Origin of the sequence: Candidatus Ornithobacterium hominis (assembly GCF_951229915.1) — a bacterium.
GTDB classification, from domain to species: domain Bacteria; phylum Bacteroidota; class Bacteroidia; order Flavobacteriales; family Weeksellaceae; genus Ornithobacterium; species Ornithobacterium hominis.
In genome coordinates this window covers 185,607-199,592 of record NZ_OX579588.1, presented here as the reverse complement: position 1 = coordinate 199,592, position 13,986 = coordinate 185,607, and the positions used below count along the sequence as shown (strand labels likewise).

At 36.5% G+C, this 13,986-nt stretch carries 13 protein-coding genes; 3 read left to right on the top strand and 10 right to left on the bottom strand.

Annotated elements, in window-relative coordinates; all coding sequences use genetic code 11:
- Positions 1-105 precede the first annotated feature (105 nt).
- The 5 genes from QOX03_RS00935 to QOX03_RS00915 all read right to left on the bottom strand — a co-directional run bounded on the left by QOX03_RS00935 (position 106) and on the right by QOX03_RS00915 (position 5,241).
- Complete coding sequence (locus QOX03_RS00935; protein WP_283671127.1) at positions 106-2,058, bottom strand: ComEC/Rec2 family competence protein; 1,953 nt, start codon at positions 2,056-2,058, stop codon at positions 106-108.
- Between the two features lie 3 nt (positions 2,059-2,061).
- A complete protein-coding gene (gene lpxB, locus QOX03_RS00930) occupies positions 2,062-3,165 on the bottom strand; it encodes a lipid-A-disaccharide synthase (RefSeq protein WP_283671126.1) in 1,104 nt (367 codons plus the stop codon).
- Between the two features lie 328 nt (positions 3,166-3,493).
- Positions 3,494-4,213: an iron-sulfur cluster repair di-iron protein gene (gene ric / locus QOX03_RS00925; protein WP_283671125.1), complete on the bottom strand. Its 720-nt coding sequence runs from the start codon at positions 4,211-4,213 to the stop codon at positions 3,494-3,496.
- A 47-nt stretch (positions 4,214-4,260) separates the two neighbouring features.
- Complete coding sequence (locus QOX03_RS00920) at positions 4,261-4,692, bottom strand: RrF2 family transcriptional regulator (RefSeq protein WP_119057134.1); 432 nt, start codon at positions 4,690-4,692, stop codon at positions 4,261-4,263.
- A 99-nt stretch (positions 4,693-4,791) separates the two neighbouring features.
- Positions 4,792-5,241, bottom strand: a complete 450-nt coding sequence (locus QOX03_RS00915) for a CopD family protein (RefSeq protein WP_185124677.1) — start codon at positions 5,239-5,241, stop codon at positions 4,792-4,794.
- 111 nt (positions 5,242-5,352) lie between these two features.
- On the opposite strand from QOX03_RS00915, the gene QOX03_RS00910 reads away from it, so the two are divergent.
- Positions 5,353-6,276 (top strand): S66 peptidase family protein, encoded by a 924-nt coding sequence (locus QOX03_RS00910; protein WP_283671124.1) that lies wholly within the window; start codon positions 5,353-5,355, stop codon positions 6,274-6,276.
- 89 nt (positions 6,277-6,365) lie between these two features.
- On the opposite strand, the gene galE is transcribed toward QOX03_RS00910, so the two are convergent.
- Both galE and QOX03_RS00900 read right to left on the bottom strand, forming a co-directional pair.
- Complete coding sequence (galE, locus tag QOX03_RS00905; RefSeq protein WP_283671123.1) at positions 6,366-7,379, bottom strand: UDP-glucose 4-epimerase GalE; 1,014 nt, start codon at positions 7,377-7,379, stop codon at positions 6,366-6,368.
- Complete coding sequence (locus QOX03_RS00900) at positions 7,372-8,502, bottom strand: DegT/DnrJ/EryC1/StrS family aminotransferase (protein ID WP_283671122.1); 1,131 nt, start codon at positions 8,500-8,502, stop codon at positions 7,372-7,374. Before QOX03_RS00900 ends, galE begins: the two co-directional genes overlap by 8 nt.
- Positions 8,503-8,588: 86 nt before the next feature.
- On the opposite strand from QOX03_RS00900, the gene QOX03_RS00895 reads away from it, so the two are divergent.
- Complete coding sequence (locus tag QOX03_RS00895; RefSeq protein WP_283671121.1) at positions 8,589-9,818, top strand: 3-deoxy-D-manno-octulosonic acid transferase; 1,230 nt, start codon at positions 8,589-8,591, stop codon at positions 9,816-9,818.
- Between the two features lie 39 nt (positions 9,819-9,857).
- Here the strand turns inward: QOX03_RS00895 and queG are convergent, their stop codons facing one another.
- The 3 genes from queG to QOX03_RS00880 form a co-directional block, all read right to left on the bottom strand.
- Entirely contained in the window at positions 9,858-10,781 is a 924-nt protein-coding gene (queG, locus tag QOX03_RS00890) for a tRNA epoxyqueuosine(34) reductase QueG (protein WP_283671120.1), read from the bottom strand.
- Positions 10,778-11,806 carry a Holliday junction branch migration DNA helicase RuvB gene (gene ruvB / locus QOX03_RS00885; RefSeq protein ID WP_283671119.1) on the bottom strand — a complete coding sequence of 343 codons (1,029 nt, stop codon included), beginning with the start codon at positions 11,804-11,806 and terminating at the stop codon, positions 10,778-10,780. The genes queG and ruvB overlap by 4 nt, the downstream gene beginning before the upstream one ends.
- A 226-nt stretch (positions 11,807-12,032) precedes the next feature.
- On the bottom strand, positions 12,033-12,833 hold the full coding sequence (locus QOX03_RS00880; protein WP_283671118.1) for a hypothetical protein: 801 nt from the start codon (positions 12,831-12,833) through the stop codon (positions 12,033-12,035).
- Between the two features lie 77 nt (positions 12,834-12,910).
- Here QOX03_RS00880 and aroC point away from each other — a divergent pair, with 77 nt between their 5' ends.
- Positions 12,911-13,969, top strand: coding sequence for a chorismate synthase (gene aroC / locus QOX03_RS00875; RefSeq protein ID WP_283671117.1), 1,059 nt, complete (start codon positions 12,911-12,913; stop codon positions 13,967-13,969).
- The last annotated feature ends 17 nt before the right edge of the window (positions 13,970-13,986 follow it).

Genomic DNA, 13,986 nt, shown 5'->3' with positions numbered 1-13,986 from the left:
CTGTTAATTATTTGATTTCTAAACGAATAATTAACAGCTATTTCTACAAATAATAAAAAAAAGAAGTGACGCAAATTTCAGGATAAAATAAATTTTTCTAAGCCTTTAAAAATTTCTCAAAATCAGGGCTCCTTTTTCTTGAGTCTTATAGATTAGAAAATTTTTATTTGCCTTTTCAATTTTATTTTGATAAGATATCCCATCTATTATTCTCCATTGACTTTCATCTTTTTCAATAATATAGCTAGCATTAGTATTTGGCGGCATAAGACTAATTCGAGTCTCTCCAAGCTTTATTTTACTTCCTATTTTGTGGAATTTCCCTTGAGCAAAATCCTCTCCAAATTCAAAAATTTCTAAAGCCTTGATTTTTTCTTTTCTGATGTAAGGTTTTAAAATAAAATCTCTCAAACCCTTAATATTCTCACCTTTATAGAATACTCTGAGCTCCCGCCCATCTCTCCAACCCAGCGCGCTACCTCGGTTCTGATGGAACACAATTAATTCCTTTTTTTGCACAGCTTGATAAGTTTCAACCCAACGTGCGCTCTCAAACAATACGACGCAGCAAAGCAAACCCAAAACTAGCTGAATTGCATGCTTTTCTAAGATTTTTTTCATGAAAATCAAAGCCGATAGCCAAGCTAAAATTTGAACCCAATTCCAAGAAATATTCTGTACAATAAATCCATCTTGATGAGCAAAAAAATCAATCAGTTGATAAATCATTTCCATTCCAAAATTCACTGTTTTCACCAAAATTTGAGGTACATCTGCCACGATTACCCAACCAACCATCAATAGCGAAAGAATGACTAAAAACCCAGCTAGCAAAATCAGCAAAATATTAGCAAACAAAAATAAAAAGGAAAAATTACCAAAATAATATAAAATCACAGGCATCACGCCCAGCTGCGCAAATAGTGATATCACCGCTATGTCATAAATCTTCCGCCACCGTTTCGGGATTTTCATTTTAAATTTCTCTCGTATGGGATTAAAATAGACGATAAAAAAAACAGCTGAAAAGCTCAGTAAAAATCCAACATCAAACAGCTGATGTGGCTGAATAAGTAATAAAATAAAGGCTGCCAAACAAAGCGTGTGATAAATATTGGTAGGGCGTTGCAAAAGAAACGTAGCGTAATAAATCGTCAGCATCAATGCAGCTCGAGTAACCGATGGTGAAAAACCGATAAACCAAGCATACAGCCAAATCATCAACAGAGAAAATACAATTCTTAGTTTTCTCCCGTAAGGGAATCTTAACAACGGGAGCCCTAAAATCATCATTAATCCAAAAACAATCCCAACATGCAAACCTGAAATGGCAAACAAGTGAATTACCCCTGCAAACGAAAGTTTCTGTGTCAACTCCGTACTAAAATCAGTTCGATCTCCTAAACCGAGCGAAGCGATAAAAAGCTGAGAAGTTGTGGAAAATTGATTTTTTTCTAGCCGTTTTTTGATTTGAGTTTTTTGCTTCCAAAACCATCCTGATGTATTCAAACTTTCATCCGTTACTTTAATCTCTCTAGCAAAAATCTGCAAACCTATTTCCTTGTGTTTTAGGTAATTTCGGTAATCAAACTGATGTGGGTTTAGCGCTGGCGGAACAGCTTGCAAAGAGCCTTTGAGCAAAACATTTTGCCCTGGGAAAATCAGTGGTTTATCCTTAGGAATGTAAAGCAAAATTTTCTGATGATTGATGGTTGAATTGTCTGCATTTAGAATTTCGCCCGTGTATTTTTGGTATTTTTCTGAAGGCTTTAGAAATTCCTTCACTTTCACTTTTATTCCCACTTTTTGGAGTGAAATTTCATCTATAGATTCAGGTAATTTGTGAAAGCTAAAGACGATTGCCCCGACCATCAAAATGGAAGCTAAAGAGGTGAAAACAAATAAATTTCTAAAGCCTTTAAAAAAAGTGAAAATTAAAATAAGTAGCACCAAAAATAGAAAGAAACCTAATTTATAGGCAGAAAAACTTAACCAATTTTGAATCAATATTCCCCCAGCTAAAGCTGCTACATAGAATGCAAAGGGCTGAAAATTCATGACTTAGCTCTTTACAATTAATTTTGCAGCTTGTGCTGAGGCTCCTTCTCCACCCAATTTTTCTCGTAATTCTTGATATTCTTTTTCTATTCTTTCTCGATGCCCTATTTCCAAAATTTTAGCTAACTCTTTCTGTAAATTTTCTTCGGTAAAGTCTGTTTGAATCAGCTCTTTCACTACTTCTTTTTCTAAAATTAAATTAACTAAAGAGATGTAGTCAATATTTTTAATTAATCTTTTCCCGATTTCATATGAAATCCGACTGCCTTTGTAGCAGACCACTTCTGGTACCTTCATCAGTGCCGCTTCCAGCGTTGCTGTTCCGCTGGTAACCAAAGCTGCGTGAGCATTGTGCAAAAGATTGTACGTATCATTTTTCACCACCTTCGTGCCCTTACTCATCAGTGATTGATAGAATTCTAAATCTTGCCCTGGCGCTCCAGCTATCACAAATTGGTAATCAGGAAATAGCTTTTCCATCGCCAGCATTGTTGGTAATTTTTTAGTGATTTCTTGCTTTCGGCTACCAGGCAACAAGGCAATGATGGGTTTCTCATTTAAGCCATATTTTTTGAGAAAAATTTCCTTTTTTTCAAAATCTTTTTGCGCAAAAGCGTCCAACAATGGATGCCCCACAAATTCAACTTGATAACCCCAGCGTGCATAAAAATCTTTCTCAAACGGGAGAATGACTAACATCTGGTCGATACATTTTTTTATTTTTTTGACACGATCACTCTTCCAAGCCCAAACTTGCGGAGAAATATAATAGATCGTTTCAAAGCCATTTTCTTTGGCAAAAGGTGCGATTCTCAAATTAAAACCAGGGTAATCGATAAAAATAACCTTATCTGGTTGCCAATCTAAAATGTCTCTTTTGCAAAAATAAATATTAGACAAAATCGTTCTAATGTTCATCAGCACCTCTATAAATCCCATAAAAGCTAACTCACGATAATGTTTGACCAAGGTTCCCCCAACTTCTGCCATCAAATCCCCTCCCCAAAACCTAAATTCCGCTGCTGAATCTAGCTTTTGCAGTTCTTTCATCAAATTGCTCCCGTGTAAATCTCCGGAGGCTTCACCAGCAATGATGTAATATTTCATATCATAAAGAGATTCTTAACAAACTTAATCATTTTTTTCATTTATTTTCCAAGCCTTGTAAATTTCAGACATTTTAGACCGAAGAGCATTATTAAAGGGGTTTTATTTTCAAATTGTTTAAGTTTCTTGAATGCGCAAATTTATTGAACTACTTAATTGATTATAAGCAAACAAATCTTAGCTTCACCAGGCTAAATTACTGCGGGTTATTCAAAAAAAATTGAGGCTTAGAAAAATATTGAAATTTTAATTGAACGCTAAGAAAAAAAAGGATTGAATTTCTCAACTCAATCCTTTCTTTAGTTTTATTAGTTTTCAAAAGTTAGAATTAAATTTTAAAACTCTCTTCTAGTTGCAATGATTTGGGGAATAAAATATTATTCTCTAAATGAATATGCTTATGCAAATCATTTTCAAAATCTTGCAACATGGCAAAAGCTACTTGATAGGTGTTGCACGCATCTGCTGGAGGTTGAAACTCATTGGTCAATTCAGCAATTTTTCTCATACGGTCACCCTCCACGGTGTGCTCTTCTTTCATCATATTCACAGGATTCTCTACCGTACCGAAATGAGGTTGCTCTAGCTTTTCGCCAGAGATTTTAGCTTTTATCATTTTTCTAATGAAAGGGAAAAGAATTAGTTCTTCTTTTTTCAAATGTGCGGCTAAATCACGTGATGAAGCCTCAAATAGCTCATAAACTTCAAACAATTCTGGGTGGTGCTCTCCGTGAACTTTACGGATTTTATCTAAGAAAGTTAACAAAACAGGCGTTTTCTCTTCCACGTAGCGGTGGTGAGTTTTCTCTACATAATCAGCCAATAAATCTAATGGGAAAGCATTGAAATCTATCGTGTTATCTTGCTTGATATTTAAATTTTCAATCTCATCATAAATCGCCTGAGGATTAATATTTTTATCAGCACAAGCATCTTCTATCGTTCTACCACCGCGGCAGCAAAAATCAATTTGATTTTTTTTGAAAATTGCAGCAGTTCTAAAGTCTTTTGCAACGATGTTGCCAATTAATTCATTTTTAATATCCATAATAAAATACTTTTTTATCTTTTTTTATTTAAAAAAAATTTTAGCGTTTATCTTTTCAAGAAAGTCAGATTTGAATTCAAATCATTAATATACGTCTCAATTTTAGTATTGTTTAACAAAATAGATAAATCATTTCTAATTTTTTTAAACTCATTGTGTAGCGGGCAAGGGCGAGTCTCAGAGCACTCATCCAATCCCAGTGCGCAACCCGTGAAAATTTTATCTCCCTCAAATTCTTTTACAATTTCTGCAAGAGGCGTGCAAAGGGTTTTCTCATCCATATAAAATCCGCCGTTGGGTCCTTTTGCCGAGCGTACGAAACCTTTTTTACTCAAAACTTGTAAGATTTTCCCAATAAAATATTCAGGGGAATCGATGCCTTTTGCCACCTCTTTTATCGAGACTCTTTGCCCATCCCAAGTTTTTTGCGCAATGAAAATCAAAGCTTTAATAGAATATTCACTACTTTTAGAAAACATCTTTACATAAAATTTCACGACAAAGGTAATAAAATCTTTTTAAATAAAAGATGTGATTGTCTTTTATTTTTCAACGAAATTTTTTAAGCCTTAAATAAATTAGAAATTAACTCCTCCATAGCGGAGATAAGTTCCTGTGATTAAAAACAATAAGCTAAGAATCGTAACACTGATGATGTGAAAAGTCATTAGGTTTAAATTTTGATAAGAAAGATGAGGAATTACACGAATTTGTGCACTTAATGCAAATGCTAATGTGGCGAGCAGTAAAATAATTTTGATAGAAATAGCGGTTTCCATCGGGTTTTTAAATTGAAACCAATCCTGCACAGGAACGCCAAATTGATATGCCATCCAAACGCCAGTAATTAGCATTATCAGCAGTGCTGGCATACCGATTTTCTCATATTTTTTCTCGAAATTAAGTAAGATTGAAATGTCTTTTTTCTTATAAACTTCAGGCAAAATCCCTACGCTTAAAACTAAATGTCCGCCCACCCAAATGCAAGCACCGATTAAATGTAAAACTAAAAGTAAATGATGAGACATTATTTTTTTTTGATGTAAATTTAAAGAATTTTTTGAGCCTAGTGAACTTAGGGGTTATAAAAAAAGATTTTAGTGCTTAATTAAAATGAAAGAAAAGTTATACACATCACAATGAGAAAATTAAAATCTAATTCCAGCATTGCTATAGCCGCTCCTGCGGGGAGAATTTTTTTGCAAGATTTAGATTTTGCCATCTATTGGGTTGAACAAAACGGCTGGAATGCTGTGTATTCAAAAGAAATTTTTAAGGCACATGATTTTGGTTACCATTATGCTGGGAATACCGAACATCGTAAAAATCAGCTTCAAACTTATCTGGATGATGAAAATATAGACGCCATTTGGTTTGCCCGTGGTGGCTACGGTTCGGTGCAAATCATAGATGATTTAGATTTTTCAAGCCTTCAAAAAAATCCTAAATGGCTGATAGGTTATTCAGACATTACGGTTTTTCACAATCATTTGAATAACTTAGGCATTCCAACGCTACATGCGGTTACGGCAAAGCAATTGAATGCCACTTATTCAGATGAAACTTATACAAGTTTGCTAAATGTTCTGAGGGGCGAAACTTTAAATCATGAAATCGCCCCTTATTGGCTGAACATCAAAGGAAAAGCACGGGGGAAATTAGTTGGTGGAAATCTTTCTATCATATACAGTTTGTTAGGCAGTGATTCCTTTATTCAAGGTGAAAATTTAATCCTATTCATAGAAGATTGGCAAGAAAACTGGTATCATTTGGATAGAATGTTGATGGCGATAAAAAGGAGCGGTTTGCTTTCACGCATCCGAGGTTTGGTTGTGGGAAGTTTCACCAAAATGGACATCAAGGGTGAAAACCAAAACTATGAGCAAGCGTTTGATGAGGCTTCAAACCAAATCATTCACAGTTTTGTAAAAGATTTGAATATTCCTGTGGCGTTTCAGTTCCCGAGCGGACATATCGGCGACAATCGTGCATTGATTTTAGGAAACGATGTGATTTTGGATGTTTCTGAAAAAAAATCTATGTTAAAATTTTTTAAGCCTTAGAAAAATAATACTGCAAACATCTCAATTGTTTTGAGATACGAGCAGTATTTTGTTGAAAAATTTTTTAAGCCTTAAAAAAAATTAAGAATTTATTTCAAAGTTTTTTGCCATTCCCAAGCGGTCCGCAAAGACTCTTCTAGATTTGTTTCTGGCTTCCAGCCTAATTCCTTTTCAGCTTTAGTATTATCAGCATAGGCAGCGGTGATATCTCCTGCACGGCGCTCAGTAATTTTATATTTTAGTTTGACTTTATTGGCTTTTTCAAAAGCTTGAATGACTTCTAAAACCGTGGAACCTGTGCCAGTTCCCAAGTTGAAGATTTCATAGTTTTTCTTATTTTTCCCATCCAAAAGACGTTGAAGAGCCATCACGTGAGCTTTTGCTAAATCCATCACATAAATATAGTCGCGAATAGCTGTTCCGTCGCGAGTGGGGTAATCATCTCCGAAAACGGAGAGTTGCTCTCGTATGCCAGCGGCAGTCTGCGTTACAAAAGGTATCAAGTTATTGGGAATTCCTTTGGGTAGTTCACCAATCAATGCTGTGGGGTGCGCTCCAATGGGGTTGAAGTATCTGAGAGCTATAACATTTTTTTTATAAGTCTCACTGAAGTCTTCTAAAATTTCCTCACCCATTTGCTTTGTTTTCCCGTATGGGCTTTCTGCTTTTTTTAGCGGAGCATTCTCATCAATGGGTAGTTCATCTGCTTGCCCGTAAACTGTGCAAGAAGAGCTGAATATGAAGTTTCCAATATTTTGATCGCGTGCTGCTTCTAGCAGATTTAGCAAACCTACGATGTTATTTCTGTAATACATCAGTGGTTTTTCTACACTTTCGCCCACGGCTTTGTGTGCAGCAAAATGAATGACTCCAGCGATATCTTGATGACTAAAAAACTCATCTACAGCTTCTTGATCTTTTAAATCGATGAGGTGATATTCTAATTTTTTATTGGTGATTTGTTCAATTTTTTCATGGACAAATTCCTCAGAATTAGATAAATCATCAATGACTACAACCTCAAAACCATTATTTTGTAGTTCCACCACCGTGTGAGAACCGATGTAGCCTAGCCCGCCTGTAACTAATATTTTTTTATTCATTGAAAAAGTTTAAAACGTTTGTACTTATTTTTTCGATTTGGCTAATACTCAACTCGCTGTGCATTGGTAGCGAGATTACTTGCTCTACCAAATCCATTGTTATAGGAAACTGCTCATCGGCATAAGCTCCACGATTATAAGCTTTCTGCTGATGCAAAGGCACAGGATAGTAAATCATTGCTGGAATTTCCTTTTCAGTCAAGTATTTTTGTAGCAGGTTTCTATCAGCATTTTTGATTTTTAAAGTATATTGATGGAAAACATGCGTAGAATTTTCGCTTCTTTTGGGAATCGAAATATTGGGATTCCCCTCAAATCTTTTATCATATTCGTTGGCTGCCCATCTTCTCGCCTTATTATATTGCTCTAAGTAAGGTAACTTCACGCGTAGAATAGCTGCCTGCATACTATCTAAACGAGAATTTACTCCAATTTCATCGTGATAATAGCGTTCGTACATTCCATGATTGGCAATCCCGCGAATACGGTAAGCCAAATCATCATTATTAGTAAAGATAGCACCTCCATCACCAAAGCAGCCCAAATTTTTGGAAGGGAAGAAAGAAGTACAACCCAAATGGCCCATCGTTCCTGCTTTTTTAGTTTCGCCATTGCTAAACGTGAAATCAGAGCCCATGGCTTGGGCGGTATCTTCTATCACAGCTAAATCATGTTTTTTTGCAATCTCTAAAATAGCTTCCATATTAGCACATTGACCAAATAAATGAACAGGGATAATAGCCTTTGTTTTCGGTGAAATAGCTTTTTCTAACTCTTTAGGGTTAATATTAAATGTCTCGGGATCTACATCCACTAAGACTGATTTCAATTTCAGTAAATCAATCACCTCAGCCGTAGCTGCAAAAGTGAAATTGGAGGTAATGACCTCATCGTCAGGTTCCAGCCCTAGGGACATCAGAGCCACTTGTAGAGCATCCGTCCCGTTGGCACAAGCAATAACGTGTTTTACCTCTAGATAATCAGCCAATTCTTTTTCAAAGGCCTTCACCTCAGGGCCATTGATGTAAGCTGAAGACTCCATCACTTCAATCACTTTTTTATCAATTTCAGATTTAATTTTTTGGTACTGACTGACCAAATCCACCATTTGTATTTTTTCCATACTAAAATTTCATCTTGGTCGTAAAGTTAAATATTAATCTACAAGTATAGAAATGAGATTTGTTTTAATTTATCTACTTTTGAAGCATGAATTTTCTTTATCAAATTTTTATACAGCTTTTTTGTTTCGGTTACTGGCTAAGTTCTTTTTTTACTGAAAAGGCAAAAAAAGGATGGCAAGGGAGAAAAAAACAAAAAAAAATTATAAAGGCTTTAGAAAAAGAAGAATTCATTTGGATGCATTGCAGCTCTGTAGGTGAGTTTGAGCAAGGGCGACCAGTCTTGGAAGCCATCAAAAAAAAATACCCGAAGCGCAAAATAGCACTTTCATTTTTTTCGCCCAGTGGATTTGAGCTTCGGAAAAATTATCCTAAGGCAGATATTGTCTTCTACTTACCTCTCGATACACGCGCTAACGTCGCAGATTTATTAGAAAACTTTAATCCCAAAATTTTAATTTTAGTCAAGTATGATTATTGGTTAAACTTATTAAAAGCACTAAAAATCAGGGAAATACCCGTTGTAGTCATCAGTGCAATTTTTCGTGAAAATCAGTATAAAAATCAAATTTTCGCCAATTATTTTTTTAAGGCTTTAAAAAATCACATCACACACTTTTTCGTTCAGCACGATAAATCAGCACAAATTTTAGAATCCTACGGCTTTTCTGATTTTAGCGTTGTAGGAGATACGCGTTTTGACAGAGTACAGCAAATCGCAAGTCAAAAGATTGAAATTCAATGGTTAGAAAAATTTAAAGGCTTAAAAAAAATTTTGGTTTTGGGCAGCACGTGGCACAGCGACGAAGAAGTTTTCTTGAATTTCCTCAACAGAAAGCTCCCCACCGATTGGAAAGCGGTCATCGTTCCCCATGAAATCAACCAACAAAACATTTCTCATTTCAAAGAAATTTTTGGTGAAAAAGTCAGTTTTTATTCAAAAAATATCAATCCCGAAACTGAAATTTTGGTGGTAGATGCCGTCGGCTTTTTAAGCCAAATCTATGCCTATGCAGACACGGCGTATGTGGGAGGGGGCTTCAATAAATCGGGAGTACACAATACGCTAGAGCCAGCTGTTTTTGGGCTTCCGACAGTGATTGGCCCTCGCCATGAGAAATTTAATGAAGTTCAACTTTTGATTGAAAATCAAGTGGTTTTCCCGATAGAAAATGAGCAGGAGTTTGAAGAAACCTTTCAATTCATTCAAGCTCAAAATCCCGATGATTTCAAAAGGCGAAGTAAAGAAGTTTTTAATCAAAATTTGGGAGCGACGCTGAAGATTTTAGATTTTTTGGAAGAAAATAAGTTGTTGTAAACTTTTAAAAGCCTGTTAAAGTTTTGAGATGTAATTTTTTTAAGGCTTAATAAATTTCATATTTCGCATCAGCCCAGTATATTTGGTGCGTTTCACTGCGGATTTTCTAAAAATTTCATTAAACATTTCTTGGCTTAATTCTTCCCATTCTTTCTTTTTAAAAGATTGAATTGCGGGATGAGGTTCAAACTCTCTCTCTTGGTGAGGTTTAGAAAATCGATTCCATGGGCAAACATCTTGGCAAATATCGCAACCAAACATCCAATCCTCCATTCGGTCTTGGAAATGTGCTGGAATCTCATTCTTTAGTTCAATCGTGGCGTAGGAGATGCATTTGGAAGCGTTCACCATCCTAGGAGCTTCAATAGCTTGGGTTGGGCAGGCGTCGATACAGGCGGTACAGCTACCGCAGTGGTCAGTCTTGAAAGGAGAATCATACTCAAATTCAACATCAGAAATGATTTCTGCTAAGAAAAAGAAACTACCCGTTCCTTTGGCTAAAATGTTACTATTTTTCCCCACCCAGCCCAGCCCGCTACGTTTTGCCCAGGCGCGGTCTAGAACGGGGGCAGAATCTACAAAAACCCGACCATTGATTTCACCGATTTCATCTTGCAATTCATTAAAGAGCTGGAAAAGTTTATCTTTTACCACAAAATGATAATCTTTCCCGTAGGCATATTTAGAGATTTTATATGAATCCTCAGGTTGTTGATTTTCAGTATAATAATTGAATGAAAAAGAAATGACTGATTTCGCTCCTGGCACCAATTTAGTTGGGTCTAATCTTTTATCAAAATGATTTTCCATATAGCCCAACTCACCGTGGAATCCTTTTTTTAGCCAAGCCTCAAAGCGTGGCGCCTCTTCTTCCAAGAATTCTGCTTTTGAAATGCCACAATTCAGGAATCCTAATTCTTTAGCTCTTTTTTTAACGAAAGTCGTCCGTTGTTGAATGTTCATTCGAAAAGAAGATTTTGTTGATTTGCACTTTTTGCCAACCCCAAATGTTGATAAGCTTTGTCAGTAACTTCTCTGCCACGCGGTGTGCGCATCAAGTAGCCTTCCTGAATCAGAAATGGCTCATAGACTTCTTCTATTGTCCCTGGATTTTCTGCCACAGCAGTTGCAATGGTAGTTAACCCCACTGGGCCGCCCTTGAATTTCTCTATCATCGTCGTAAGAATTTTGTTGTCCATCTCATCCAACCCATTTTTATCTACTTTCAAAGCTTGTAGGCTGTATTCAGCCATTTTTTTATCAATCTGCCCATTTCCTTTAATTTGAGCAAAATCTCTCGTTCTGCGGAGCAAAGCATTTGCAATTCTCGGTGTTCCGCGGCTTCTGCCTGCAATTTCGATGGAGGCCTCTTCATGCAAAGGTGTCCCTAAAATTCGGGCACTACGCTCTAAAATAGTGCTGAGAAGTTCCACATTATAATATTCAAAACGGCAATTGATGCCAAATCTAGCACGCAAAGGAGCAGTCAACAAGCCAGAGCGAGTCGTTGCACCAATGAGTGTAAACGGATTGAGGTTGATTTCTACCGAACGTGCATTGGGACCCGATTCTATAAGAATATCAATTTTATAATCTTCCATTGCAGAGTACAAATATTCTTCGATAATGGAAGACATCCGATGGATTTCATCGATAAAAAGAACATCATTGGGCTCTAAATTAGTTAGCAAACCCGCCAAATCTCCTGGCTTATCTAACACTGGGCCAGATGTTACTTTGATTCCCACGCCCAGCTCATTGGCAATGATATGCGCCAAAGTCGTTTTACCCAAGCCTGGCGGCCCATGCAAAAGCACGTGGTCTAGCGATTCTCCACGCATTTTTGCGGCCTTCACAAAAACCTCCAAATTATCTAAAATATGAGCTTGCCCAGCAAAATCACCAAAACTTTGGGGCCTGAATTTCTCTTCTTGATTCAATTCTTCTTCTGGGAAGAAATCTTCATTTGGATTTAGGTAAGCATCCATATCACAAAGTTATACAATTTTGCACGGAATTTTCTAAGGCTTAATAAATTTTAGACTCCAAAAAGCGTTAAACACGAAACAAGAAGGATTGTTTTGAATTTTAAATTCTAAATTTGAATGGCAATAAATGGTGATAAAAGTCAACGAAATCTTTTTTTAAGTTTAAAGAAAATAATATTTTCTAAGAAAAGTACTTTTTTGAAAATTTTCTAAGGCTTAAAAAAATTTATTTTTTATTCAATTCTAAAACTTGCTTTTCACCTGCGTTATTGAACTTTTCAAACATGATTTTGCCGTCAAAAAAATAAGCTACGGCACTCGAGCCATCATAAAACTTCACTTGGTATATTTCTGAATTTTGGGTAGGGAACAACCGAGCAAAAAGACTTTGATTTACCATATCTTTCAGTAGAAAAATTTCATCTTTTTCTTCCAATCGATAATCTCTAAATCCGTCGGAATAAATGGTGATATCACCCGCTGCCGCTTCTTGTTTTGCAGAGGAATTTACTCTTTTTTCTTTACTATTTGGCTGAATTTTCTGCGCAGGAATCAACTTTTCAGCTTTGATGACTTTTTGAGCCAAGTTTGAATCTTTTTTTTGGATGGCAGAGTAAGCTTTTCCGTTGTAATTGCCCACCTCCCCCAAGGCATTTTTTATTGCATCTAGGTAACCTTTTCTTAGATCTTTGATTTTGGTTTTCCCATCAAAAGAACTGACGAGTTGGTCTCTACAATCTCTAAATTCAATTTTGATTTTGGTTTTAAACCAAGAACTTTCATCTTTGAGGTCTACAAAAATTATTTCGCAGGGAGCGTTAAGCAGCTCTTCAATTTGTTTATTCTCAGAAATGATTTTGAAGTTTTTTTGCCTCAGCAAATACTGAACGTAATGATTTGCTTGATATTGATTAGCCTCAAGAGCCGAAAACTTTGCAGGCACACGTACATAAGCAAAATCTTCAACCTCTTGAGCGAAAGAAAAAGATGAAAGCACAGCAAATAGAAAAACGATAAATGTTTTCATTAGGTTTAAAATTTTTCTAAAGTTAATAAAAGTTGTGATGTTCTAACTATTTTTGCGAATAAGAAATTATTTAAACCATGTTTCATCCTTTCGGGAAATTGTATCAGCTCACTACTTTTGGCGAAAGTCACGGAGCTGCGTTAGGTGGCATCATTACTGGTTGCCCAGCAAATCAATTGCTAGATTTAGAAAAAATTCAGTATGAATTGTCGCGGCGAAAACCTGGGCAATCTTCGATTGTAACACAGCGTAAAGAAGCTGATGAAGTAGAGTTTCTCAGTGGAATTTTTGAAGGGAAAACAACGGGAACTCCCATCGGATTTATTATCAGAAATCAAAATCAAAAAAGTCAAGACTATAGTCATAATGTAGATGCCTTTCGCCCCTCCCACGCCGACTTCACGTATTACAAAAAGTATGGCATCAGAGACTACCGTGGAGGCGGACGTTCCTCTGCTCGAGAAACCGCCAATTGGGTCGTGGGTGGAGCAGTAGCAAAGCAAATGTTGCCACAGATTTCTATTCAAGCCTATGTTTCTTCCGTAGGCGAAATTTTTTTGGAGAAGCCTTATCAGGCACTGGATTTGATGAAAACGGAAGAAAATATAGTACGTTGCCCTGATGAAAATACCGCACAGCAAATGATCGACTACATTAAGCAAGTGAGAAAAGAAGGTGATACCGTTGGCGGAACGGTAACTTGTGTGATAAAAAATGTTCCTGTGGGCTGGGGTGAGCCAGTTTTTGATAAACTCCACGCACGCTTGGGGCAGGCGATGCTTAGCATCAATGCGGTAAAGGGATTTGAATACGGTAGTGGATTCTGCGGGAGCAAAATGCGTGGAAGTGAGCACAATGATTTATTTAATCCTGACGGAACAACTCAAACGAACCTTTCAGGTGGTGTGCAAGGTGGAATTTCTAATGGAATGGATATTTACTTTCGAGTCGCCTTTAAGCCTGTTGCTACTTTGATGCAGACTCAACTGACGATAAATCAGAAAGGAGAAAAAGTAGAAATGCAAGGCAAAGGGCGGCACGACCCGTGTGTGGTTCCTCGAGCGGTACCGATTGTAGAAGCGTTGAGCGCCATGGTTTTATTAGATTTTAAATTAATTCATCAGGCTTTTCAGTAATTTTTTTTAAGCCTTAA